This window comes from Pelagibius sp., assembly GCF_028281305.1.
Taxonomy (GTDB): domain Bacteria; phylum Pseudomonadota; class Alphaproteobacteria; order Kiloniellales; family Kiloniellaceae; genus Pelagibius.
Genome location: NZ_JANQKD010000100.1, coordinates 1 through 24,237, shown reverse-complemented (window position 1 = coordinate 24,237; position 24,237 = coordinate 1). Strand labels below are relative to the sequence as shown.

Annotated in this window: 22 protein-coding genes; 17 read left to right on the top strand and 5 right to left on the bottom strand. The window is 66.8% G+C overall.

The annotated features are described in order from the left end of the window. The first annotated feature begins 130 nt into the window (after positions 1–130). From argJ to Q0982_RS23815, 3 genes are all read left to right on the top strand, one after another. On the top strand, positions 131–1,360 hold the full coding sequence (gene argJ / locus Q0982_RS19535; protein ID WP_299398554.1) for a bifunctional glutamate N-acetyltransferase/amino-acid acetyltransferase ArgJ: 1,230 nt from the start codon (positions 131–133) through the stop codon (positions 1,358–1,360). A 112-nt stretch (positions 1,361–1,472) separates the two neighbouring features. Continuing rightward, complete coding sequence (locus Q0982_RS19530) at positions 1,473–1,865, top strand: (deoxy)nucleoside triphosphate pyrophosphohydrolase (RefSeq protein WP_299398629.1); 393 nt, start codon at positions 1,473–1,475, stop codon at positions 1,863–1,865. Between the two features lie 258 nt (positions 1,866–2,123). Then, positions 2,124–2,399: a ribbon-helix-helix domain-containing protein gene (locus Q0982_RS23815; protein WP_322097073.1), complete on the top strand. Its 276-nt coding sequence runs from the start codon at positions 2,124–2,126 to the stop codon at positions 2,397–2,399. An 83-nt stretch (positions 2,400–2,482) separates the two neighbouring features. On the opposite strand, the gene Q0982_RS19525 is transcribed toward Q0982_RS23815, so the two are convergent. Next, positions 2,483–3,442: a methyltransferase domain-containing protein gene (locus Q0982_RS19525; RefSeq protein WP_299398552.1), complete on the bottom strand. Its 960-nt coding sequence runs from the start codon at positions 3,440–3,442 to the stop codon at positions 2,483–2,485. Positions 3,443–3,481: 39 nt separating this feature from the next. Between Q0982_RS19525 and Q0982_RS19520 the strand changes: the two genes are divergently transcribed. After that, positions 3,482–4,405: a ComF family protein gene (locus Q0982_RS19520; RefSeq protein ID WP_299398550.1), complete on the top strand. Its 924-nt coding sequence runs from the start codon at positions 3,482–3,484 to the stop codon at positions 4,403–4,405. A gap of 143 nt (positions 4,406–4,548) precedes the next feature. Then, positions 4,549–4,812, top strand: coding sequence for a glutaredoxin 3 (gene grxC, locus Q0982_RS19515; protein ID WP_299398547.1), 264 nt, complete (start codon positions 4,549–4,551; stop codon positions 4,810–4,812). Here the strand turns inward: grxC and Q0982_RS19510 are convergent. Continuing rightward, the gene (locus tag Q0982_RS19510) at positions 4,809–5,408 is read right to left on the bottom strand and encodes a bifunctional 2-polyprenyl-6-hydroxyphenol methylase/3-demethylubiquinol 3-O-methyltransferase UbiG (protein ID WP_299398544.1); all 600 of its coding nucleotides are present in this window, start codon (positions 5,406–5,408) and stop codon (positions 4,809–4,811) included. The two genes, grxC and Q0982_RS19510, sit on opposite strands and share 4 nt — an antisense overlap. Before the next feature lie 186 nt (positions 5,409–5,594). Here Q0982_RS19510 and Q0982_RS19505 point away from each other — a divergent pair, with 186 nt between their 5' ends. Next, on the top strand, positions 5,595–6,017 hold the full coding sequence (locus Q0982_RS19505) for a DUF1178 family protein (RefSeq protein WP_299398542.1): 423 nt from the start codon (positions 5,595–5,597) through the stop codon (positions 6,015–6,017). 54 nt (positions 6,018–6,071) lie between these two features. On the opposite strand, the gene ubiG is transcribed toward Q0982_RS19505, so the two are convergent. Continuing rightward, positions 6,072–6,851 carry a bifunctional 2-polyprenyl-6-hydroxyphenol methylase/3-demethylubiquinol 3-O-methyltransferase UbiG gene (gene ubiG, locus Q0982_RS19500; RefSeq protein WP_299398538.1) on the bottom strand — a complete coding sequence of 260 codons (780 nt, stop codon included), beginning with the start codon at positions 6,849–6,851 and terminating at the stop codon, positions 6,072–6,074. Between the two features lie 331 nt (positions 6,852–7,182). Between ubiG and Q0982_RS19495 the strand changes: the two genes are divergently transcribed. From Q0982_RS19495 to Q0982_RS19455, 9 genes are all read left to right on the top strand, one after another. Beyond that, a complete protein-coding gene (locus Q0982_RS19495; RefSeq protein WP_299398532.1) occupies positions 7,183–8,403 on the top strand; it encodes an aspartate kinase in 1,221 nt (406 codons plus the stop codon). A gap of 84 nt (positions 8,404–8,487) precedes the next feature. Further along, positions 8,488–10,767, top strand: a complete 2,280-nt coding sequence (gene ptsP, locus Q0982_RS19490; protein ID WP_299398527.1) for a phosphoenolpyruvate--protein phosphotransferase — start codon at positions 8,488–8,490, stop codon at positions 10,765–10,767. Between the two features lie 152 nt (positions 10,768–10,919). Next, the gene (locus Q0982_RS19485; protein WP_299398525.1) at positions 10,920–12,365 is read left to right on the top strand and encodes a RodZ domain-containing protein; all 1,446 of its coding nucleotides are present in this window, start codon (positions 10,920–10,922) and stop codon (positions 12,363–12,365) included. 238 nt (positions 12,366–12,603) lie between these two features. Beyond that, positions 12,604–13,794 carry a flavodoxin-dependent (E)-4-hydroxy-3-methylbut-2-enyl-diphosphate synthase gene (gene ispG, locus Q0982_RS19480; protein ID WP_299398520.1) on the top strand — a complete coding sequence of 397 codons (1,191 nt, stop codon included), beginning with the start codon at positions 12,604–12,606 and terminating at the stop codon, positions 13,792–13,794. 18 nt (positions 13,795–13,812) lie between these two features. After that, on the top strand, positions 13,813–15,069 hold the full coding sequence (hisS, locus tag Q0982_RS19475; RefSeq protein WP_299398515.1) for a histidine--tRNA ligase: 1,257 nt from the start codon (positions 13,813–13,815) through the stop codon (positions 15,067–15,069). A gap of 10 nt (positions 15,070–15,079) precedes the next feature. Next, a complete protein-coding gene (gene hemA, locus Q0982_RS19470; RefSeq protein ID WP_299398512.1) occupies positions 15,080–16,405 on the top strand; it encodes a glutamyl-tRNA reductase in 1,326 nt (441 codons plus the stop codon). Further along, positions 16,402–17,478, top strand: a complete 1,077-nt coding sequence (prfA, locus tag Q0982_RS19465; RefSeq protein WP_299398502.1) for a peptide chain release factor 1 — start codon at positions 16,402–16,404, stop codon at positions 17,476–17,478. Before hemA ends, prfA begins: the two co-directional genes overlap by 4 nt. Continuing rightward, positions 17,475–18,437 carry a peptide chain release factor N(5)-glutamine methyltransferase gene (gene prmC, locus Q0982_RS19460; RefSeq protein WP_299398496.1) on the top strand — a complete coding sequence of 321 codons (963 nt, stop codon included), beginning with the start codon at positions 17,475–17,477 and terminating at the stop codon, positions 18,435–18,437. The genes prfA and prmC overlap by 4 nt, the downstream gene beginning before the upstream one ends. A 186-nt stretch (positions 18,438–18,623) precedes the next feature. Beyond that, positions 18,624–19,355, top strand: coding sequence for a DUF4167 domain-containing protein (locus Q0982_RS19455; RefSeq protein WP_299398493.1), 732 nt, complete (start codon positions 18,624–18,626; stop codon positions 19,353–19,355). A gap of 90 nt (positions 19,356–19,445) precedes the next feature. On the opposite strand, the gene Q0982_RS19450 is transcribed toward Q0982_RS19455, so the two are convergent. After that, positions 19,446–20,225 carry an MOSC domain-containing protein gene (locus tag Q0982_RS19450; RefSeq protein ID WP_299398491.1) on the bottom strand — a complete coding sequence of 260 codons (780 nt, stop codon included), beginning with the start codon at positions 20,223–20,225 and terminating at the stop codon, positions 19,446–19,448. 513 nt (positions 20,226–20,738) lie between these two features. Between Q0982_RS19450 and Q0982_RS19445 the strand changes: the two genes are divergently transcribed. Further along, positions 20,739–21,152 carry a universal stress protein gene (locus tag Q0982_RS19445; RefSeq protein WP_299398484.1) on the top strand — a complete coding sequence of 138 codons (414 nt, stop codon included), beginning with the start codon at positions 20,739–20,741 and terminating at the stop codon, positions 21,150–21,152. Between the two features lie 60 nt (positions 21,153–21,212). On the opposite strand, the gene Q0982_RS19440 is transcribed toward Q0982_RS19445, so the two are convergent. Further along, on the bottom strand, positions 21,213–22,835 hold the full coding sequence (locus tag Q0982_RS19440) for a BCCT family transporter (protein ID WP_299398481.1): 1,623 nt from the start codon (positions 22,833–22,835) through the stop codon (positions 21,213–21,215). A 491-nt stretch (positions 22,836–23,326) separates the two neighbouring features. On the opposite strand from Q0982_RS19440, the gene Q0982_RS19435 reads away from it, so the two are divergent. Further along, positions 23,327–24,237 (top strand): Clp protease N-terminal domain-containing protein (locus Q0982_RS19435; protein WP_299398479.1); only part of this gene is annotated, 911 nt, incomplete at its 3' end.

Below are 24,237 nucleotides of genomic sequence, written 5' to 3'. Positions count from 1 at the left end.
GGGCCAGTAACAGTCGGGCCAGTAGGAGTCGGGCGGGCAAGGGCCGGGTTGCGGCCCCAGGCTTCGGGCCCGGCTGGAACCCCGACTTGAACCCCGACTTGAACAAGGACTTCGGAGCCCCGCGTTGGCGATGTTGAAGCGATCTCCCCTGGCGCCCAAACGCTTTCCGGCCATGCCGGCGGTGGAGGGCGTCTCCATCGCCACGGCAAAGGCCGGCATCAAGTACAGGTCGCGCACGGATCTCTGCATGATCGCGCTCGATCCCGGCACCACAATCGCCGGTGTCCTCACACGTTCGAAGACCGCCGCGGCGCCGGTCGAGTGGTGCCGAAAGATCCTGTCGCGCGGGCGGGCGCGCGCCATCGTCGTGAACTCCGGCAACGCCAATGCCTTCACCGGCAAGCTCGGCAACGCCTCGGTGGAGCGGATCGTGGCCGCGGCCGCCGACCGAATCGGCTGCCGGCGCGGCGAGGTCTTCGTCGCCTCCACTGGGGTTATCGGTGAGGCTCTGCCCGACGGGCTGGTGATCGATCGCCTGGGCGGCCTCGCCGACGACCTTGGGCCGGGCCGCTGGCAGGCCGCCGCCGAGGCGATCATGACCACCGACACCTTCCCCAAGGGCGCCGCGCGGAGCTGCGAGATCGGCGGCAAGCCCGTGACCATCGCCGGCATCGCCAAGGGCTCCGGCATGATCGCCCCGGACATGGCGACCATGCTGGCCTTCGTCACCACCGATGCGCGCCTGCCGGCGCCGTTGCTGCAGAGCCTCCTGTGGCGCAGCGCCGACCGCAGTTTCAACTGCATCACCGTCGACGGCGACACCTCCACGAGCGACACGCTGCTGCTTGCAGCCACCGGAAAGGCGAAGCATCCGAAGATCACTGCCGCCGCAGATCCGCAGCTCAAGGGCTTCAAGGCCGCATTGGAAGACCTGCTTTGCGATCTTGCGCAGCAAGTGGTGCGCGATGGCGAGGGTGCCAGCAAGTTCGTCACCATCACCGTCAGCGGGGCGGCCTCGCGCGCGGCTGCGCGCCGCATCGGCTTGGCGATCGGCAATTCGCCGCTGGTGAAGACAGCGGTCGCGGGGGAGGACGCCAATTGGGGTCGCATCGTCATGGCCGTGGGCAAGTCCGGCGAGCGCGCAGACCGCGATCGCCTGGCCATCAAGATCGGCGGCGTGGCCGTGGCGGATGCGGGCGAGGTCGTGCCCGGCTATGACGAAGCGCCGGTGGCTGCGCACATGAAGGGAGAGTCCATCGATATCGCGGTCGATGTCGGTGTCGGGCGCGGGCGGGCCACGGTCTGGACCTGCGACCTGACTCACGGCTACATATCGATCAACGCCGACTATCGGAGCTGAGCTGCTGAGCGACGTCACCAGAGACAAGTTGGAAGATGCATCCCCCGCAAATACGCAGGCGGACCCGCAGGGCTGCTGGGGTGCGGAGGATCGGCAGAGCGAGGCGCAGCCGATTCTCCTTGTCGCCGCTGCGGCTCTGATCGATTTCGACGGACGGGTGCTGATTGCCGAGCGCCCGGCGGGCCGGTCCATGGCCGGCCTGTGGGAATTCCCGGGCGGCAAGGTCGATGAAGGCGAAACGCCGGAGGCCGCCCTGGTCCGCGAACTGCGGGAGGAGCTGGGCATCGACACCCGGCAGAGCTGCCTGGCGCCCATCGCCTTTGCGTCCCATGCCTACGAAGAGTTTCATCTGCTGATGCCGTTGTTTGCCTGCCGAACCTGGCAGGGCACCGTCCAACCGCAAGAAGGCCAACGCCTCGCCTGGGTGCTGCCTGCGCGGCTGGGCGACTATGAGATGCCGCCGGCTGACGCGCCCCTGGTCGCATTGCTGCGCGATCTGCTTTAAGTCTTCAAAACCAGCGCGGGATCGCATGCTTCAGCGAAACCGCAGATCGGTCCCGGCAAAACATGATCCGCGTCAGGCGATATCCGGGACCTGCGCCGCTTGAAGCGGCCGGGCTGTGTGCGGCGCGGGACCAGGCAGCGTGAGTTGCGACATTTCCGCGTAGGTCTCGTTAAGACTTGCTACTGATAGTTGCCGTTGGTTAATATCGTTTACCCAGTTCGTTGAACGATATTGTTTAAGAGATTCTTTTGGAGGCGTGTGTCTACTCTCATTAGCCGTAATGTGACGCTCTCGGATCGGCGGACCAGTATTCGTTTGGAACCTGAGATGTGGGATGCTCTGGGCGAAATCTGCACACGGGAATCCCGAAGCCTGCACGATATCTGCAGGCAGGTTGATCGGGAGCGCACGCAATCCGGCCTGACCGCCGGCGTCAGGGTTTTCATTTTGAGCTACTTTCGCGCTGCCGCCACGGAAGAGGGACACGCCGCCGCGTCCCATGGCAACTCCGCAAAGGCTCCGCCTGACCCCTAGCGCAGGTTCGGGGCGCGCGACTTGCGCCGAATCGGCCCATCAGTCCGGCTTTCCGACCCGTCCCGCCAAGCCGGGGTTCCGGTCTAGCTGTCGTCGGAGCCACGCCTGCGCCCGCGCTGCGGAGTCGCAGCCTCCCCGGCGGGGACTTCGCGGCTGTCGAGGGCGGCGGCGAGGCGTGCCTTGGCGCTGCCGGGGCGCAGTGCTTTTTGCTGGGAGTCGTGGGGACGCCAGCCGGTCAGATAGATGATGTCGAAGACCGCGGGGATCCGGCCGTTACCGTCGCCGAAGCGTTCTTCGTAGAGTGCGGCGGCGCGCAGCAGGGTTTCGCGCCGCATCGTGCTGCGTCTGCGTTCCTTGCTGGCATTCGATTCGCCCATGCCCCGCAGGTCCTTCATCAAGGCGAAAGCGGAGGGATAGCTGACGGTGATGCTGTCGACATCGCTGACAGGCAGGGCAAAGCCGGCACGCTGCAGCAGCCCGCCCATATCGCGCAGGTCGGCAAAGGGTGACACCCGCGGACTGGCGCCGCCTTCGATTTCGACCTCCGCCTCCATCAGCGCGCTGCGCAGCGCCGCGAGACTGTTGCCGCCGATCATGGCCGCGAGGAACAGGCCGTCGGGCTTCAGCGCCTGGCCGATCTGCAACAGCGCCCCGGGCAGGTCGTTCACCCAGTGCAGGCTGAGCAGGGAGACGACGAGGTCGAGGCTGCCCGGGGCCAGCGGTAGGGCCTCCTCGTCGGCCACCAGTGTCGGGCCGCCCTTTTCCGCAGCCAGGCGCGCGAGCGGCAGCGAAAGGTCCGCCTGGATCAGGGTGCCGACCGTGGTGCTGCCGGCGGCGCCGGCGGCCAGAAGGTCGGCGACCATGCCGTGGTGACAGCCAAGGTCGAGGGCCAGCGGAAAGTCGCGCGTAATGTCGCTCAGGCGGTCGAGCAAGCGCTCGCCGACCTCGCGCAGCAGAAAATCGTGCTCGGTGAGGGTCGCAGCCGCCCGGTCGCGATGCAGACGCAGGCTGTACCGGTCGAAGACTTCCGGAGAGTCGGTCATTGCCCGCAATATGGCCTCGGCGCGCCCGGAGGAAAAGCCGTGCGGCTTGACCGCTCCAGGACAGGCGGTGAGACTTTGGTCATGTGGAACCACGGCAGCGAGACCGGCACAGAGGGGTCGCCCGGGGAGTCGCCCGGGGAGTCGCCCGGGGAGTCGCCCGGGGAGTCGCCCGGGGATCGGCCTGAAGAGCGGGCGCGCCCCTGGGCCGGGGCTTTCTGGTCAAGCGCTGTCCGGCGCTCCCTGCGGTCCACGGTCGACCTGCTGTTGCCGCCGCGCTGCCTGTCCTGCGGTGCGCTGGTTGATCGACAGGGCGCGCTCTGCGTGACCTGCTGGTCCGGCATGACCTTTGTCAGCGATCCGCAGTGCGCCCGCTGCGGGTTGCCCTTCGATCACGATCCGGCCCCCGGCTTGGGGAGAGAGATGCACTGCGGCGCCTGCCTGCGGGAGCCACCGCCCTATGATCGGGCGCGGGCGGTGCTGCGCTACGACGATGCCAGCCGGCGCCTCGTGCTGGGCTTCAAGCATGCGGACCGCACCGAAGCGGCTGCCACCTTTGCCGCCTGGATGGCCCGGGCGGCGCCGCAGTTGGTTGCCGACAGCGCCGTAATCGCGCCGGTGCCGCTCCACTGGCGCCGCCTTTTCGGGCGGCGCTACAACCAGTCTGCACTGCTCTCCCAGGCGCTGGCTGCGCAGAGCGGGCGGCCGGGCCTGCCGGATCTCCTGGTTCGGCACAGGGCGACGCCCAGCCAGGGCCGGCTGAGCGCCACGCAGCGCCGGCGCAACGTGGCCGGGGTTTTTGCGGTGCGTGCCGGCCATGCGGAGGTGCTGCGCGGGCGCCGCCTGCTGCTTGTCGACGACGTGATGACCACCGGCGCCACCGTGGGCGCCTGTGCGCGAGCGGCCCTTGCGGCTGGGGCGCAGGCGGTCGACGTGGTGGTGCTCGCCCGCGCGGTCCGCGATTGATGGCGGTTCGCGATTGATGGCGGTTCGCGATTGATGAAGGGGCAGGATCGCGGTTGCATCGGCTGCCGCCCCCTGGACGTGGGGCTCTTGGCACACCATCTCTGCAAACGGGCTTGCAGTGCACGGGGAGTGGGACGTTAACCATGGCGAAGATCGAGATCTATTCGAGCATGCTCTGTCCGTATTGCTACCGGGCGAAGAAGCTGCTCGAGCAAAAAGGGGCCGATTTCACCGAGATCGACGTCATGCTCAACCCGCGTCGCAGGGCCGAGATGGTGCAACGCAGCGGCGGGCGCACTAGCGTTCCCCAGATCTTCATCGGCGACCGCCACGTCGGCGGCTGCGACGAGCTTTTCGCCCTGGACGCGGGCAACAAGCTCGATCCTCTGCTGCAGGCGGTCGGCTAGAGCGTCTCGCCCATTGCACGTCTGGTGGCCGGCCGCAGTGCGGCGATGCGCTGAACCACGGCCGGTTTCGGCTCACTGACTTCCAGACTCTCGTAGGCCAGCACCTCAAGCTGTGGGTGCAGCCAGTCCAGGAGCTCGCCCTCTGCAAGGAGGAAATCGGGATTTCTCGGGCGCCCGAAGCGCTCGTTGCCGCGGGCGAAGGTTTCGTAGAGCAACAGGCCGCCGGGGGCCAGCGCGCCAAGAAGGGCCGGAAACAGCGGGCGGAAGAGGTAATTGGTGACGACAATGCCGCCGAAGCCGCGTTTGAGAAACCCAGGAGTCCCGCCCTCCTCCAGGTCGCACTGCAGCGTCTCCAGACCGGGATGGTCGGCAAGCGCAGCAAGCCGCGCGAGATCCCGGTCGACGGCCAGCACCGGATGACCGCGGTCGAGGAACAGCCGGCTGTGCCGGCCGCTGCCGCAAGCGAGATCCAGAATCCGGCAGCCTGCCGCCATCCGCGGGGCGAAGCGGAGCACCCAGGGCGAGGGGGGCGCTGCAGGCGTTGCGGACCCTCGGCCTTCGCCGCCCTGTTGCCCGCCCGGGCCGCCCTGTCCCATTTGATTGCCGTCTTGTTTCAATGCGCTTCTTTCGGTAAGGCTAGATGGTCAAAGTACAGCGTTTCCAGGCCTTCGGCGCCTGTTTCGAGGCAGATTGGCTGTCGCGGACCGACAAGGCGCAGGGCCGGAACAGCGCAACAAGGACTGGCTGCAAAAGAGATTGCCAGACGGGATAGCCTGACCGGAATGATTGTCTTCGACCTGAAGTGCCGCAAGGACCATGTCTTTGAAGCCTGGTTCCGCGACAGCGAGAGCTTTCGCGCGCAGGTGGCTGCGGGCGAGGTGCAGTGTCCGGTCTGTGGCAGCAAGAAGGTCGAGAAGGCGCTGATGGCGCCCAATGTCGCAAAGGGCGAGGCCCGCCAGATGGCGGTGTCGGATGCCGGTCAGGCCGCTGAGATTCGCCAGAAGCTGAAAGAGATCCGCCGGCACGTGGAGCAGAACTGCGACTACGTGGGCGCCGAGTTCGCCGAAGAGGCGCGCAAGATCCACTATGGCGAGGCCGAGAGTCGCGGCATCTACGGTGAGACCTCGGACGAGGAAGCCAAGGCCCTTGAGGACGAGGGCGTGGCGGTCCAGAAGGTTCCCTGGCTGCCGCGCGAGAACTCGTAACGGCGCGGCCTCAGGAGTGCGTGCCCCTGGGGAGCGCGCGTTCTCGGCGCGGCGCTAAGCCGGCTTTTCCGCCAGGACCATGTAGTTGACGTCCAGATCGCGGGGCGCCAGTCGCCAGCTGTCGGTCAGGGGGTTGAAGGCGACCCCGGTCATCTCGGCGATCTCCAGGCCGCTGCCCCGCAAGTCCGCGGCCAACTCCGAGGGACGCAGGAAGCGCCGCCAGTCGTGGGTGCCGCGCGGCAGCCAGCGCAGCACGTATTCGGCACCGACAATGGCCAGCAGAAACGACTTGGGCGTGCGGCTCAGGGTGGCGACCACCATGATCCCGCCCGGGCGCACTACGGCCGCACTGGCGCCCAGGAAGCTGCCGACGTCGGCCACGTGTTCGACAACCTCCATGTTCAGGACCGCGTCGAACTGCGCGCCGGCGGCAGCCAGATCTTCGACGCTGCCGTGGCGGTAGTCGATGTCCAGCTTGGACTCCGCTGCGTGCAGGCGGGCGATGCGGATGTTCTTTTCCGCCGCGTCCAGGCCCGTCACCGTCGCGCCGAGCCGGGCCATCGGTTCGGACAGCAGCCCGCCGCCGCAGCCGACATCGAGAATGCGCAGACCCGTGAGCGGCTGTTCGGCGGCGGGGTCGCGGTCGAAGTGGCTGCAGAGCTTGTCGCGGATGTAAGCCAGGCGCACCGGGTTGAAGCGGTGGAGCGGGCGGAACTTGCCGTTGGGGTCCCACCAGGCCTCCGCCATGGCGGTGAACTTGGCGATCTCGTCAGGATCGATGCTGGCGGGATCGATGCTGGCGGGATCAATGCTGGCGGTCGGGCCTGTCGGCATGGTTTCGGCACTCTGGCTCGGGGCACTCTGGCTCGGGGCACTTTGGCTCAAGGGGGGCCGGTCCTTTCAGGATGCTGTCAGGGCGCATCTTCAGGCGGTTGCGGGGTTATGGGCGCCAAGTCTGCGCGGCAGCGCGACTGCGCACTTCGAGAGCCCGCATGAGGTCATCTATCCCCCCGCGCCCTTGCGTCAAGGAGACGCTGAGAGTATGGATAGCCGCCGTCTTCGGGGCAACCGTCCCGCGCAGGACGGCAGAGCCGGTTGCGCAGCCATCTTGAACCAGTTGCCCGCCGGGTGCGCGGCCGAACCCAGGTGAGAGTCAGGACCGTCGATGGCCCGTATCGTGATGAAATTCGGGGGCACGTCCGTTGCCGACCTGGACCGCATCCGCAATGCCGCGCGGCGGGTCAAAGCGGAGGCCGACCAGGGCAACCAGGTGGCCGTGGTGGTCTCGGCCATGGCCGGGGTCACCAACGGTATGGTTGATCTGGTCCGCGATGCCGCCGTGCTGGCCGATTTGCGTGAATACGATGTTGTGGTGTCGTCAGGCGAACAGGTAACCGCCGGCCTGCTGGCCATTGTCCTGCAGGATCTGGGTGTTTCCGCGCGGTCCTGGATGGGGTGGCAGATCCCGATTCGTTGCGATGATGCCCATGGCAGCGCACGAATCCAGGAAATCGCGGTCGACGAGATGGAGCGCCGCTTCGACGACGGCCAGGTCGCAGTCGTGGCCGGTTTCCAAGGCGTCGACAGCCAGGGCCGGATTGCCACCCTGGGTCGCGGTGGTTCCGACACTTCGGCCGTCGCCCTGGCGGCTGCACTCGGCGCGGACCGCTGCGACATCTACACTGACGTGGACGGTGTCTACACAACCGATCCACGCATCGTTGCGAAGGCCCGCAAGCTCGATAAAATCACCTACGAAGAAATGCTGGAGATGGCCTCCCAGGGGGCCAAGGTGCTGCAGACGCGCTCGGTGGAGATGGCGATGAAGCACCATGTCCGTATCCAGGTGCGCTCCAGCTTCGAAGACGCCCCCGGAACCCTGGTCGTCGATGAGGAAGAGATCGTGGAACAAGCCGTTGTCAGCGGGATCGCCTACAGCCGTGATGAAGCCAAGATCACCTTGCTGAGGGTTCTGGACCAGCCCGGCGTTGCCGCCAAGATCTTCGGCCCGCTGGCCGATGCGGCCATCAACGTCGATATGATCGTGCAAAACATCTCGGCCGAGGCCGATCGCACCGATCTGACCTTTACGGTGACCAAGGCCGACCTGGAACGGGCGGAAGAGGTGCTGCGCCGCAGCCAGGAAGAGCTCGGCTTCGACCAGTTGCTGTCCGATCCCAATGTGGTCAAGGTCTCGGTCATCGGGGTCGGCATGCGCAGCCACGCCGGCGTCGCCCAGCAGATGTTCCGCGCCCTTGCCGACCGCGGCATCAACATCCAGGTGATCTCCACCTCCGAGATCAAGGTCTCCGTGCTGATCGCCGAGGAATACACCGAACTTGCCCTGCGCGGCCTGCACAGCGCCTACGGACTGGACGCGGCCTAGGGAATGGCTGGTTCGCTGCGAACCAAGCCCGCATCCGGCGCAGAGGGGCGCCGAGCTTCTACCGCAACGACGGACTGAGCCGGAATGACCGCGCCTTCGGACATCGATCACGGTTGGGCCGGTTCGCGCCGTCTGCTGCGTCTGCTGCGCGACCTGATGAAGGCCGGCGGCAGCAGCCAGGAGCGGCTCGACAAGGTCGTCGACCTGATCGCCCAGCACATCGTGGCCGAAGTCTGTTCGATCTACGCCATGCGCAGCGGCGAGATGCTGGAGCTCTTCGCCAGCAAGGGGCTGAAGCCTGCCGCCGTGCACATGACGCGCCTCAGGGTGAACGAAGGACTTGTCGGGCTGATTGCCGCCCAGGCACGCCCGGTGGCGCTGGCCGACGCCCAGGGCCATCCGAACTTCGCCTATCGCCCGGAAACCGGTGAAGAGGTCTACCACTCGCTGATGGGCGTGCCGATCATGCGCAGCGGACGGGTGCTCGGCGTCCTGGTGGTCCAGAACCGCACCCAGCGCAATTACGGCGAGGAGGAGGTCGAGGCGCTGGAAACGGTGGCCATGGTGCTGGCCGAGTTGCTTGCCGGCGACCGCCTGCTGGAACGCCCGGCCGGCTCCGGTGGGGCCGAAAGCGACCTGATGCCGGCGCGTCTCAGCGGGATCACTCTGAACCGCGGCCTGGCCATTGGCGTGGCGGTGCCGCACCACCGCGGCATCGTGATCTCTCAGGTCGTGGCCGAAAATCCCGATGCCGAACGGGAACGCCTCGACACGGCGATGGGCGAGATGCGCGATGCCCTCGATGCCATGCTGGCGCGCCAGGAGGTGGCGCGCGCCGGCGAGCACCGGGAAGTCCTGGAAACCTATCGCATGTTCGCCGACGACCGCGGCTGGCGCCGGCGTATGCATGATGCGGTGCGCGGCGGCCTGACGGCCGAGGCTTCGGTGCAGAAGGTGCAGAACGAGACGCGGGCCCGCATGGCGAGCATCAAGGACCCCTATCTGCGGGCCCGCCTGGCCGACCTGGACGATCTCGGCAACCGCCTGCTGCACCACCTCCTGGGGCTGGAGGAGAAGCGGCGCGAGGACCTGCCGGAAGACATGGTGCTGATCGCCAACGACCTGGGCCCGGCCGAACTGCTGGACTACGACCAGAACCGTCTGCGCGGTGTCGTTCTGGAACAGGGGGCGCCGACCTCCCACGTGGCCATCGTTGCCCGTGCGCTGCAGATCCCGATGATCGGGCGCTGCGAGGGGATCGCAACGCAGGCCGGCGAGGGCGAGCCGATCATCGTCGATGGCGAGACCGGCCAGGTCCTCCTGCGGCCCAGCGCTTCGGTGCGCGCCGGCTTTCAGGACAGCATCGCAAGCAAGAAGCGCCAGCAGGAAGCCTATCGTGCGGTGCGCGACCTGCCGGCGGTCACCCAGGACAATCAGAATGTCACGCTGCTGATCAATGCCGGGTTGATGATCGACCTCACCCACCTCGACGATGCCGGCGCCGAGGGGATCGGGCTCTACCGCACCGAGGTTCCCTTCATGATCCGCGACTCCTTCCCCGGCGTCGAAACGCAGGCCGACATCTATCGCCGGATCCTCGAACATGCCGGCGACAAGCCGGTGGTCTTTCGGACCCTCGACGTCGGCGGCGACAAGCTGCTGCCCTACTGGCGTGGCAGTCACGAAGACAATCCGGCAATGGGGTGGCGGGCCATCCGCATCGGGCTCGACCGGCCGGCGCTGCTGCGCCAGCAGTTGCGCGCGCTGCTGCGGGCGGCGGCGGGGCGGGATCTCTACGTGAAGTTTCCGATGATCAGCGACGTGGCGGAGTTCTCCGCCGCGCAGGCGCTGCTGCAGCGGGAGATGGACCGCGAGACGGCCCTGGGCGGTGCGCTGCCCAAGGCGGTGCGCGTAGGGACCATGCTGGAGGTCCCGGCGCTCGCTCTGCAGCTGCAGCAGCTTCTGCCGCTCTGCGATTTTCTGTCGCTGGGCAGCAACGACATGCTGCAGTTCCTCTTTGCCGCCGACCGCAGCAATCCCCGCCTTGCCCGCCGCTATGACCCGCTGTCCCCGGCCATGCTGAGTCTGGTCCGAGACATCGCCGCCCAGTGCGCGGCCCAGGGGGTTCCGTTTACGGTCTGTGGCGAGATGGCCGGCGATCCGCTGGAAGCCATGGCACTGCTCGGCTGCGGCGTGCGCCGTCTGTCGATGACGCCGAGCGCGGTCGGGCCGGTCAAGACCATGGTGCGCGGCCTTGATTCAGCGGCGCTGAGCGATGCCATCAATCAATTCTTAACTTTACCGGATCACAGTATCCGGGAACCGTTAAGGTCCTACGCGATCGAGCGGAACATCGCCATCTAACGCGTTGCTGCGGCGAAGAGAAAATTGTTAACTTGACGGGGTAGAGGTGCCGGTCAGTCTGGTTCCTGCGGGCGATCCGGCAGAGGACGTTTTCCGGGTGTCCGCGCAAGCGGGCGAAGACGTCGCCCCGAAAGCAAAGCTGGTGAGAATCGGTGGCCCAGACAGCCAAGAAACGTGAGCCCAAGCTCGTCGATCCCGACAAGATCTCCGAAACCGGGCCGGAGTCCGCTCCGGAGATCACCATTGCCCAGAAGCTGGAGGGAGAGACCGTTGCCGACACCCTGATCCGGGCACGGCAGCAGTACGGCCAGGACTTGCGCTCCATCGCCCAGGTTTTGTGCATCCGCTATTCCTATCTGGATGCCATCGAGCGCGCCAATTACGAGAATTTGCCGGGCCCCACCTATGCCGTGGGCTTTGTGCGGACCTATGCCGAGTTTTTGGGGCTGGACGGCGACACCATCGTCGAACGCTTCAAGAACGAGGTTCAGGGCCTGAACGGGCAGACCAAGCTGCATTTCCCGACACCGGCGCCGGAGGGCAAGATGCCGGGCGGGGCCGTCTTCCTGGTTGCCGCTCTGTTGTTCGCCGGCGCTTACGGCGTCTGGTTCTATCTGTCCAACAAGGACGAAACCCTCACCGACCTCGTCGCGCCGGTGCCTGAACGTCTGCAGGAGTTGGCCGCGTCCGACCCGGCCGGCGAGTCCGCTGCCCCGGCGGCATCATTGCCGGCCCAGCAACCGGCCCAGCAACCGGCCCAGCAGGACGACGGCGAAGCTGCTGCTGTGCCTTCCGAGGAGCCGGCGACGCTGGCGGAAAGCACCGAAACTGCCGTGGCGCCGACGCCAGGCGCGCCGGCAGGTCCCGATGCCTCTGGCGCGGGCGCTGCTCCGGAAGAGGCCGGTACTGCCGACGCTGTCCCGCCTGCGGCGGAGGCTGCGCAGGACACGCCTTCTGATTCTGCTGTATCCGCTGAAGCTGAGGCCCCCGCTGCGGAGCAAGTCCCGGCGGAAGCAGTTTCCGGGTCCGGCACGGCCACGGCCGAGGTACCGGTGGTCACCGCGCCCCTGGATGCGGTGGTGCCGCAGGCGACCGAGCCGGCCGCCGCCCCGACGCCCGCCCCGACAATTGTCCTGCGACAGCCCGAAACGCCGGCCGCAGATGGGCAGGACAGCCTGCAAAGCGGGGTTGTTCCGCCGGCGCAGCAGGAGACCGCGCCCCCGGCGGCCAATGACCAGACGGCCTATGCCATCCCTTCGGCGCCGGAGAGCGCCCCGGCCAACAGCTTCCTGCTCAATCAGGAACCGCAGGTCTACGGCAGTGACAATGCGGATTCCCGGGTCGTCCTGCGCGCCAACCAGGATGCCTGGGTGCAGGTCCGCGACCGCGAGGGCACGCTGCTGCTGACCCGCGTGCTGCGGGTGGGCGACAGCTATCGGGTACCCAATCAGGAAGACCTGACTCTGCTGACCGGCAACGCCGGTGGCCTGGAGATCCTGGTCGACGGCACCCCCCTGGCGCCGCTGGGGCCGGTTGGCGCGGTGCGCCGCAACATTCCCCTGGATCCCGACCAACTGGTCGCCGGCGCCGGGCGCTGAACGGAACGGGCGGTTTCGGACCGCTCGGAGCCTCGAAACCGCCGCCCTTTCAGCCCTTGAAAGCACCCCGCCAGCCTTGAAGTTTGCGGCATTTCGGCGCATCTTCTCGCCCGAGGGCGTACCCATCTATACCTATGACGGCCGCTAAGGCCGGTGCCCCGATGTCGCAACGCCTGCGGCCCCCTTGTGGAAGGGCGCCGGGCAAAGGGGGCAGGCAGGGTAGGTCAGGAAGGACTGCATGAGCGTTAGGCCATATCGGGACATCTATCGGCGGAAGTCGCGCCAGATTCACGTCGGCTCCGTGCCGGTCGGCGGCGATGCGCCGATTACCGTGCAGTCGATGACCAATACCCTGACCAGCGACGTCGCGGCGACCATCGCCCAGGTCCGTGCGCTGGAGGTGGCCGGCGCCGACATCGTTCGGATTTCCTGCCCGGACGAGGACTCGACCGCGGCGCTGAAGAAGATCATTCCCGAGGTCACCGTTCCCATCGTCGCCGACATCCATTTCCACTATCGCCGCGGCATCGAAGCGGCCGAGGCGGGCGCGGCCTGCCTGCGCATCAACCCCGGCAACATCGGCTCGCGCGAGCGGGTGCGCGAGGTGGTGAAGGCGGCGCGGGACAACAACTGCTCGATCCGCATCGGCGTAAATGCCGGCTCGCTGGAGCGCGACCTGCTGGAGAAGTACGGCGAGCCCTGCCCGGAGGCCATGGTGGAGAGCGCGCTGAACCACGCGCGCATCCTGGAGGACGAGGACTTCTTCGAGTTCAAGATCTCCTGCAAGGCCTCCGACGTCTTCCTGGCCGTGGCGGCCTACACCGCGCTGGCCGAAGCCTGCGATTACCCGCTTCACCTGGGCGTCACGGAGGCCGGCGGCCTGCAGACCGGAACCATCAAGTCCTCGATCGGCATCGGCAACCTGCTCTGGGCGGGTATCGGCGATACCATCCGGGTCTCGCTCTCGGCCGATCCGGTGGAAGAGATCAAAGTCGGCTTCGACATCCTGAAGTCGCTCGGCCTGCGCCATCGCGGCGTGAACGTCATCTCCTGTCCGTCTTGTGCGCGCCAGCAGTTCGAAGTCATCAAGACCGTCGAGGTGCTGGAGAAGCGCCTGGCCCATATCACGACGCCGATGACGGTGTCGGTGATCGGCTGTGTCGTCAACGGCCCCGGCGAGGCGCTGATGACCGATATCGGCTTCACCGGCGGCGGGCGCGGCACCCATCAGGTCTACGTCAACGGGCTGCCGGACCACCGGCTGAAAGACGACAACATCGTCGACCATTTGGTCGAGATGGTCGAGCGCAAGGCGGCGGAGATCGAGGCCGCCAAGGCTGCCGAAGAGGCCGGTCAAGAGGCTGAGCCGCAGCAGACCAAAGACGGCGCCAGCAGTGAAGATCCGACGCCGGCCGCTGCGGCCTCTTAGCCTCTCCGGGAGATCGCCTTGAGCAGCCTTCAGCCCGTCAGGGGCACGCACGACCTGTTGCCCGATGCCATGCGCCGCCACCGCGCGGTCGTCGACTCTGCGCGGGACGTCGCTGCGCGCTATGGCTTCCAGGAAATGGCCACGCCGATCTTCGAGTTCACCGAGGTCTTCAAGCGCACCCTGGGTGACACCTCCGACATCGTCACCAAGGAGATGTACACCTTTGCCCCCGGTGGCCGCGATCAGGAGAGTGAAAGCATCACCCTGAGGCCGGAGAACACCGCCGGCGTCGCCCGCGCCTTTATCTCCGGCGGGCTCGCGCAGCAGGTGCCGCTAAAGGCCTTCTATGCCGGGCCGATGTTTCGCCGCGAACGGCCGCAGAAGGGACGCCAGCGCCAGTTCCATCAGTTCGGCGTCGAGCTGATCGGCGTTCCGCAGCCGCAGGCCGATGTCGAAGTAATCGCCTGCGGCGCCCAGATCCTGGAAGCGCTGGGCCTGCAGGATGCCGTGGTACTGGAACTCAACACCCTGGGCGACCCGGAGAGTCGGACCGCCTACCGGGATGCGCTTGTCGCCTATTTTTCGGATCACCGCGACAGTCTTTCGGAGGACAGCCGGGAGCGACTCGCGCGCAACCCGCTGCGGATCCTCGACTCCAAGGACGAGGGGGACCGCAGGTTGGTGGCCGACGCGCCGCTCTTCGAGCGCTACCTGAACCAGGACAGCCAGGACTTCTTCGCCGCGGTGCGGGCGGGTCTGGACAGTCTCGGCATCGCCTATCGGCTCAATCCGCGTCTTGTGCGCGGCCTCGACTACTACTGCCACACGGCTTTCGAGTTCACCACCGACCGGCTCGGCGCGCAGTCCGCGGTGATGGCGGGGGGACGCTACGACGGCTTGATCAAGACCATGGGCGGCCCGCAGACACCAGGGGTCGGCTGGGCGGCGGGCGTCGAACGGCTGGCCATGCTGACCGGTGAACCCGCTGCAGCGCCGCGGCCCATCGTTGTCGTTCCGGTCGGAGAGGCTGCGGCGGAGACGGCGCTCAAGGTGACGCAGAACCTGCGGCACGCGGGTTTCGTCGCTGAGTTGGGCTACTCGGGGAACCTGAAGAAGCGTCTCCAGCGCGCCGACAAGATGAATGCCCGCGCGGCTCTGCTCCTCGGCGAAGAGGAACTGGTGGCCGAAAGCGCAACCCTGCGCGATCTCGACTCCGGAGAGCAGGAGCTCGTCAAACTCACATCTTTGACCGAGCGCCTCTCCCGCCTCGCTTAGCGGGCCGGCGATGGCGGACGGCGACAGCACGAGAGACCCGGCGAGTGCCGCGAAGCTTCAGCGCCTGTCTCTGGTCGGCGTTAGCCATCGCAGCGTCAATGCCGCGCTGCGCGGACGCTTTTTCGATGAGGAGCCGGACCAGGGCGCGCTGCTGGAGGCGCTGCGCAGCGCCGACTGGGAGGAAGCCCTGGCGGTCGCCACCTGCGAGCGTCTGGAATTCGTCGTGATCGCCAGGCCGGAGCGCGCGCCGGCGGCGGAACTGCTGCAGCGCATCGCCCGGACGGCCGATGTCTCCCCGGTCGATCTGGCGGGCCAGAGCTACTGCCATACCGGCACGCAGGCGTTGCGCCACCTCTTCGCCGTTGCCGCCTCGCTGGACAGCCTGGTCGTCGGGGAACCGCAGATCCTGGGCCAGATGAAACAGTGCTACCGCGCCAGCCGGGAGGCAGGGCTTTCCGGCCCGCTGCTGGACGGCGCCCTGCAGGCGGCTTTTGCTGCCGCCAAGAGGGTGCGCAGCGAAACCCCGATCGGCCAGCAGACCAGCTCGATGACTCTGATCGCCCGCCAGGTCGCCGAAGACCTGCACGGACGCTTCGATGCCCTCAAGCTGCTGTGGCTGGGTCTCGGCGAGATGGGCGAGATGCTGTCGGGCGATTTCCTTGCCGCCGGGATCGAGCATCTGCTGGTCATGCATAGCTCGCCGCTGCGGGCCGAGGCCGTGGCGCGGCGCCTCGCCTGCAACTTCGCGCCGAAAGAAACGCTGGACCATCATCTGGCGGAGGCCGACATCGTGATCAGCGACACCAGCGCCGGACGCTTTACCCTGGATGCCGAGCAGGTCGAGGCGGCCTTGAAGCGGCGGCGGCGGCAGCCGATGCTGCTGATCGATGCCGGGGTGCCATCGGACATCGAGCCCGGGGTGGCGGACCTGGACGGCGCTTTCGTCTACGACCTCGACGACCTCGAACGGCTTGCCCAGAGCGAGGCCGGCGGCCGCGCCGCCGCCGAGGCCATGGCCTGGGCGGTTGTGGAGGAGGAACTGGGCCGCTTTTGCCAGGCCCAGGCCGAGCGCAGCGCCGCCCCCTCCGTCACCGCCCTGCGGCAGCACTTCGAGACAGTGCGCCGGGAGGTGCTTGACCAGGGCGCGGACGATGCCGAGGCGGCCACACGGTTGTTGATCAACAGGCTGCTGCACGGCCCGTCCGAGGCCCTGCGCCACACCGCAGGCAGCGACCCTGCAGCGGGGGAAGCGCTGGAGCGCAGCCTGCGCCGGCTCTTCGATCTGAAATCGGCCGGTTACAAAGGTGAGGAGGACAAGGGTGAGGAGGAGACGTGAACCTCGATGAAAACCTGAACCGCGTGCTCAGCCGTTATGACGAGCTGCAGAACCTGGTGGCGACCCATGCCAACCCGGGCTCGCCCGAGCATACCGCGATGCTGAAGGAATTCTCCGACCTCACGCCGGTGGTCGAGGGCATCGAGGCGCTGCGCGCGGCGCAGAACGAGATGGCCGATCTCGCCGAGATGATTGCCGATCCGGACTCCGACAGCGAGATGCGCACGCTTGCCGAGGACGAGTTTGAGGGGCTGAAGGCGCGCCTGCCCTCCCTCGAGCAGGACCTGAAGCTTCTGCTCATTCCAAAGGACGAGGCGGATTCCCGCAACGTCATTCTGGAGGTGCGGGCCGGAACCGGCGGCGACGAGGCCGCGCTCTTTGCGGCCGACCTGATGCGCATGTATCAGCGCTACGCCGAACAGCAGGGCTGGCGCTTCGAGCTCATCGAGACTTCGGAGAACGAGCTGGGCGGCTACAAGGAGGCCAGCGCATCGATCACCGGCAGCGGTGTCTTCGCGCGCCTGAAGTTCGAGTCCGGGGCGCACCGCGTGCAGCGCGTGCCGGTGACGGAGTCGGGCGGGCGCATCCACACCTCCGCCGCCACGGTCGCGGTGCTGCCGGAGGCGGAGGACGTCGACGTTCACATCGAAGACAAGGATCTGCGCGTCGACACCTACCGTTCCCAGGGAGCGGGCGGCCAGCACGTGAACACCACCGATTCGGCGGTGCGCATCACCCACCTGCCGAGCGGCGTGGTGGTGCAGTGCCAGGACGAGAAGTCGCAGCACAAGAACCGCGCCAAGGCGATGAAGGTGTTGCGCGCCAGGCTCTATGAGGTGCAGCGGCAACAGCAGGCCGACGAGCGGGCCGCCGAGCGCAAGAGCCAGGTCGGCAGCGGCGACCGCTCCGAGCGCATCCGCACCTACAACTTTCCCCAGGGCCGCGTGACCGACCATCGCATCAACCTGACGCTCTACAAGCTGGAGCGTGTGTTGACCGGCGAGGGCCTGGACGAGTTGATCGACCCCCTGATTGCCGACGACCAGACGGCGAAGCTGGCGGAGTTGCAGTGACCCCGAACCCGCCGGCGACCTTGGCTGCAGCCGTCGACGCTGCAACCGCCCGATTGCGCAGTGCCGGTGTGGAGAGCCCGCGCCGGGACGCGCGGCTGCTGATCTGCAGTCTTCTCGGCGGCGGGCCCGAACTGCTGCTGTCGCGTCCCGAACGCCCGCTGGACGCCGAGGAGGCGCGTCTCTGCGAAGCGGCCATCCGCCGGCGCGAAGGGCGCGAACCGGTGTCACGCATTCTGGGCCGGCGCGAGTTCTGGAGCCTTGAGTTTCTGCTGGGGCCGGAGACCCTCGATCCGCGGCCCGACAGCGAGACGCTGGTCGAGGCGGTGCTCGCCTGGGTCCGGAGCGATGCCGGGTCCGGCGCCGGGCGGAGCGATGGAAGCCATGACCTGCGCGTCCTCGATCTCGGCTGCGGCTCCGGCTGCCTGCTGCTGGCGCTGCTGAGCGAACTGCCCGAAGCCGAAGGTCTCGGCATCGATGCGGCGCCGGGGGCGGTCGGGCTCTCCGAACGCAATGCCCGGCATCTCGGTCTGGCGCAGCGTGCGCGGTTCCAGGAGGGGTCCTGGCATGGCGGTCTGCCGCCTGCGCCGGACAGGCCCGGAGCAGCCGGCGCCTGGGACATCATCGTCAGCAACCCTCCCTATATTCCCAGTGCGGACATCGCCGCTCTTGCGCCCGAGGTGGCGCGCCACGAGCCCCGCCTGGCCCTTGATGGCGGGGCCGATGGTCTGGAGGCTTACCGCGCCCTCGTTCCGGCTGCCGCAGCCGTGCTGGATCCGCGCGGACTGCTCGCTTTGGAGGTCGGCGCCGGCCAGGCAGAGGCGGTTTCGGCGCTCCTTCAGAGCGCCGGATTCGCGGCCGTGAATACCGCCTGTGACCTATCCGGGACCGTGCGTTGCGTTCTTGCCACGCAGGCGCGCAAAAGTCGCGGCAGCGCTTCGGATTCACGGCAAACAGGCTAAAAAAAGAGTTGGAATAAGGGTCAAAGGCCTCTACTTTGAAGGGGCCGAGCCAAAGGGCTCCGAGCGTCTCGGGAGACGCGCAACCACCCCAAATTAACCTGTGTGTGGTTTACAGCTAGCGGAGTTGCTCCGTGCTGGATTTCGGGAGCGCGGGCGGCACGTTATCCATTCTGAAGCAAGCGAACGATGAGACAAGGTTCCAACAATGGACGTCGGCCTCGCGGTCGGACTAATCGCAAGCAACATGGGGGCGGGCCATCCAGGCCCCATACCTTCGACAGCAACGGACCTGATGGACGGGTCAGAGGCAATGCCCGGCAGGTCTACGAAAAATACCTGACGCTGGCGCGCGACGCCCAGTCGGCCGGCGACCGGGTTGCCGCCGAGGCGTATTACCAGCACGCCGAGCACTACTTCAGAATTCTCAGCGATACCACCGACCCACAGCGCCCCGACGGCCAGCGCAACGACAGGCGCCAGGACGCCCGCAACGACAGCCGCACGGCTGCCGAAGCTGTGCCCGCGCCGCATGTGAACGGCGAGGCGGAAGAGACAACCGCCGAAGCTCTTCTGACCGATCAGCCTGCGGAGACCCGGCCTGTTGAGGTCCGGTCTGCCGAGACTGCGCCCGAAGATGGCGGCCAGCACCAAAACGGTTCCGCCGGTCCCCGGAACGGACAGGATGCAGAGACGCTGATGGCGCCGGCAGGCGACAAGTCCGATGAGGAAGAGGCGGCCCCGAAGCCGGCTCCCAAGCGGCGTGGCCGACCGCGCAAGGCGCGCAGCAGCGATCAGGAGAGTGCCGCTGCGAAAGACGCTGCGCCGAAGGACAGCGCCGCAAAGGACAGCGCCTCTAAAGACAGTTCAGCGGGCGACGGCGCGCCGGCCGAAGTGGAAAGCGATCCCGCCTCCGCCTGATGCCTCCGCTTGGTTGAGGCATTTCAACACTCGGAGAACACCGCGTCTGCAGGGACGGAATGCGCGACCCGGCCAGGCGAACGGTGAATCTCAGGCGAACGGAAGATCCGCCGCTGCTGCGCCCGCAAGGGCAACCCCATCGCCAAGCCTGACGTTGCCACCCAGCGTAACCTCTGCATAGACTCCAAGGTCCATATGGCCGAAGCCCTTGCGCAGGGTGAGCGGGATGTTCATGTCGCGCTCGGCTGTTTCGGGATTGACGTTGGTCGCTGCGCAGCGCTCAGTGCGTTCGGTGACCTTCAGCCGTGCGTTTCCGACAACCAGTTCCCGCCCGAGCCAGGAGAACTCGTCCCAGGCTGGCAGGCCATCGATCAGAAGATTGCCGCGGAACCGTCGCGGGTCGACGGTCGTGCGCGCAACCCGCTCGAAGTCGCGGACGCTGGCCAGGTTGATGATGGACACCGCCTCCGGCAGGGCTTCAGCCGAGGACTCGTCCGAGGCCGCCGGACCCCGGACCTCCTGAAACGACGGCGTACCGCGTGGTGAACCGGCAAAGAAGCCGGCGAAGAACTGGTTGAGCAACATGCGGCCCGTCTGGTCGCAGGGGTTGGCGGAAACCACCTGGCGGCCCTGACGATGAATGGTGAGAAGGGGGGCCGCAGCGTCGTAGGTGACCTTGAGCTGGGCCAGCTTCTCCTCCCTGGTCAACTGGAAGAAGCCGCGCTTGGCACCGGTGGTCAGGCCGTAGGCCAGGGCAAAGCGGCGGTCCTCCGGCAGGCCGGCGGCCGGGGCCAGGGTCACGGAGTCCAGGGATTCGGCGTTCAGGCCTTTGACTGGAAAACGATGGATCTGCTCGACGCGTGCGGTCATCGCGTTTCTTTCATTGATGCTGCACTGCACCTAAGCGCTTTCGCCGGGGCGGAGTCAAGCAGCCGGCGAGAATGGACAAAGGCGTACAAAAAATTGCAGCAGTGCAATTGATAATGAGTTGCAATTGCATGAGAGCTGGGTTAGCGTCCGCCCATGCTTTTCGCTGCTGAGTCAGCGGCTTCCGGGAGGCAGGGTGCGGATCCCTCATATCCAGCCCGGTACCGGAGACGCGGGTTTCCCGCAGCGGGGTAAGCATTGATCTCTCCTGATCCTACTTTGGGCAATGCCCGACCCCGCCGGCCGAAAGGCCCGGCGGGGTTCTTGTTTCGGCGCCAAGGCGGCCTCGGACGCCCTTCCGGGCAGGCTGCGGCGCTGCGTGCATCCGGGCCCTTTGACCTGTCTCATGGCTGGGGCGGCAGCGCTGCGCCTACCCTGCCGTCGTAAACGCCTGATGAAAAGGCGTGCCGGTTCGCTGCCGGACAGCGGTCGTGAGATGCGGGAGGAGGCCCCAAGGTGTACAAGAAGATCATGGTTCCGGTGGATCTCGGCCACACCGAGGCTCTCGGCAAGGCTGTGGCAACGGCTGCCGATCTGTCCAAGGTCTATAGCGCACCGGTGCAGATGGTTGCCGTGACATCGACAGCCCCGACTGCTGTGGCCCACAACCCGGCGGAGTTCGCCCGCAAGCTCGAAGACTATGCGGCTGCCGCAAGCGCCAGGTACGGCGTCGCGTTTACCGCCGATGCCCTCACCAGCCCGGACCCGGCCGCCGATCTCGACGACACCTTGGGCCGCGAAGCCCATGCGATCGGGGCCGACCTCATCGTCATGGCATCCCGCGTCCCGGGCCTCGCCGAGCATCTCTTCGCCTCACGGGCCGGCTACCTGGCGTCCCACAGCGATATCTCCGTCTTTGTCGTGCGCTGAAGCACGCAAAAGAAAAGCCCCGCCAAAGCGGCGGGGCTTGGAAGTCAGGCTGCGCGGTGGCTACTCCGCCTGGGTGGGGGCTGCTTCCTGGTTCGCCTGCCGGCGTGCCCGGTTGAGGCCGATGAACAGGCTGACGCACATCAGCAGCAGCACGATGGTAAAGGGGAAGCCGGTGGAAACTGCCATGGCCTGTAGGGCGGTCAGGGCACCGGCGCCGCCGACCAGCAGCAGTGCCGCGGCCACCAGCCCTTCGAAGGTGCACCAGAACACGCGCTGTGATACCGGCGCGTCCGTCTTGCCGCCGGCGGTGATGGTGTCGATCACCAACGAGCCGGAATCGGAGGATGTCACGAAGAACACGATCACCAGCACGATGCCGAGGAACGACGTCAACCAGGCCAGCGGCAGGTCCTTCAACATCTCGAAGAGCTTCAACTCCAGCGAAGCCGATTGCACCGCGGCCTCCGGGTTGGCAATCACCTGGTCGATGGCGGTGCCGCCGAAAGCGCCCATCCACAAGATGCTGACCACCGTTGGCACGAAGACGACGCAGATCACGAACTCGCGCACTGTGCGGCCGCGCGAGACACGGGCGATGAACATGCCGACGAAGGGCGACCAGGAGATCCACCAGGCCCAATAGAACGCAGTCCAGCCCTGGGAGAAGTTCGCGTCCTCGCGGCCGAAGGGGTTGGACAGCGGCACGACCTCTTTCACATAGGCGACGCCGCCGCCGATGATGGTCTCGAAGATCGCGGCGGTCGGTCCGACGAAGATCACGAAGATCATCAGCAGCGCCGCCAAAGCGATGTTGATCTCCGAGAGCACCTTGACGCCGCCGTCCAGGCCGCGCAGCACGGAGACCAGCGCGATGACCGTGATGGCCGAGATCAGCAGCACCCGCGCGCCGTTGCCGGTCGGCGTGCCGAAGAGATAGTTGAGGCCGGCCAGCGCCTGTTCGGTGCCGAAGCCGAGCGAGGTGGCGAGGCCGAAGAGGGTGGCAAAGACGGCGAGGGTGTCGATGACGTGGCCGACCCAACCCCAGACGGACTCGCCGAAGATCGGGTAGAAGGCCGAGCGCAGGGTGAGCGGCAGATTGTAGTTGTAGGCGAAGAACGCCAGCGCCAGGGCCACCACGGCATAGATCGCCCAGGGATGCAGGGCCCAGTGGAAGATGGTTGCGGCCATGCCCAGGTTGCGGGCCGCCTCGACGTCACCAGCCGCCGCACCGAGCGGTGCCCAGTCCGTGCGTACGCCGTTTTCCAGGCTGGTGCCGCCCATGGAAGAGGCGAAATGCGACATCGGTTCGGACACACCGAAGAACATCAGGCCGATGCCCATGCCGGCGGCGAAGAGCATGGCGAACCAGCCGAGATAGGAATACTCGGGTTTGGCATCGGCGCCGCCAAGGCGCACCGACCCCAAAGGCGTCACCACAAGCAAAACGCCGAACAGCACGAAGATGTTCGCCGAGAGCAGAAAGAACCAATCGAAATTCGATGTCAGAAAGGGCCGCAGCCAGCCGAAGAATTTCGTCGCCTCCTCCTGAAAGGCCAGGGTGAGCAGGACGAAGATAATGATGGTGAGTGCGGAAACGACGAAAACCGGATTGTGAATGTCGAGGCCGAAGGGACGTATGTTGTCTTGGCCTACCTCATAGTCTGTGCTTTCCGGATTGCTCATGTGGGTCCCCCATTAGTTGTTCTAGGACTCCGCAAATAGCGCGGTTCGATGTTCCTAGTATTCCCCCGCCTTCTTGCAGTGCGGGGCGGTTTGCCGGGCCCGGAAAACACGAAGCGGCTTGGATGTTGTCCTGGGCGACAGCCCCGAGATCATAGGGACAGGGTGGCTAGCCCAATCGTCCGTGACAGTATTACTGATTGTCTATTTGCGACATGCCCGGTCGCTGTCCGTCGGTTGTCGGGATTGCCGATCAGCCGGTGGTCAGGCCGTGTCCCGGGTCTCTCTGGTGCGGTGCTCTGGGGTGTCGGGCGGCCCGTTTTTGAGCCATTTGGGTCTTGTGTCTTTTTTGCAACAGCCCCATATCCAAGGGGAAAGCCGGGCCGCCTTGGCCGGCTTTGGCAGGTGTGTGCCGCTGTGACGGGCGCGCCGGTCGGAGTACCATGAACCATATGCCTGCATGCCGAATCGAGGGTGCGGGAAAGGGGATATAGATGGATTTCAATCGCTATACCGAACGCTCGCGCGGGTTCCTCCAGGCCGCGCAGACTCTCGCCAGCCGCAAACACCACCAACGCCTGACGCCCGAGCACCTGCTGAAGGTTCTGCTCGACGACGAAGAGGGCCTCGCCCGCAAGCTGATCCGCACCGCCGGCGGCAAGCCCGAGGCCGCCGCCAAAGCCGTCGACGCCGCGCTGGCCAGGCAGCCGAAGGTGGAGGGCGCCGGGGCCGGTCAGCTCTATCTGGCGCAGGAGACCAACGATCTCTTTGCCCAGGCGGAGAAGCTCTCCGAGGAAGCCGGCGACAGCTACGTGACGGCAGAACGTCTGCTGCTGGCCATCGCCATGCTGCCGGGCAGCGATGCCGCCAAGGCGCTGGACAGCGCCGGGGTGGCGCCCAAGTCGCTCAATCAGGCGATCAACGACATGCGCAAGGGCCGGCGCGCCGACACCGCGACCGCCGAGGAGCAGTACGAGGCGCTGACCAAGTATGCCCGCGACCTCACCGAGGTAGCCCGCGAAGGCAAACTCGATCCCGTCATCGGCCGCGACGAGGAGATCCGCCGCACCGTGCAGGTGCTGTCCCGCCGGACCAAGAACAATCCCGTCCTGATCGGCGAGCCGGGCGTCGGCAAGACCGCCATCGTCGAGGGCCTGGCCCAGCGTATCGTCAACGGCGACGTGCCCGACACCCTGAAGGACAAGCGCCTGATGTCGTTGGACCTGGGCGCCATGGTGGCCGGTGCCAAGTTCCGCGGCGAGTTCGAGGAACGCCTGAAAGCGGTGCTGCAGGAGATCGCCGATGCCGGCGGCGAGATCATCGTCTTTATTGACGAACTGCACACCCTGATCGGTGCCGGCAAGGCCGAGGGCGCCATGGACGCCTCCAACATGCTGAAGCCGGC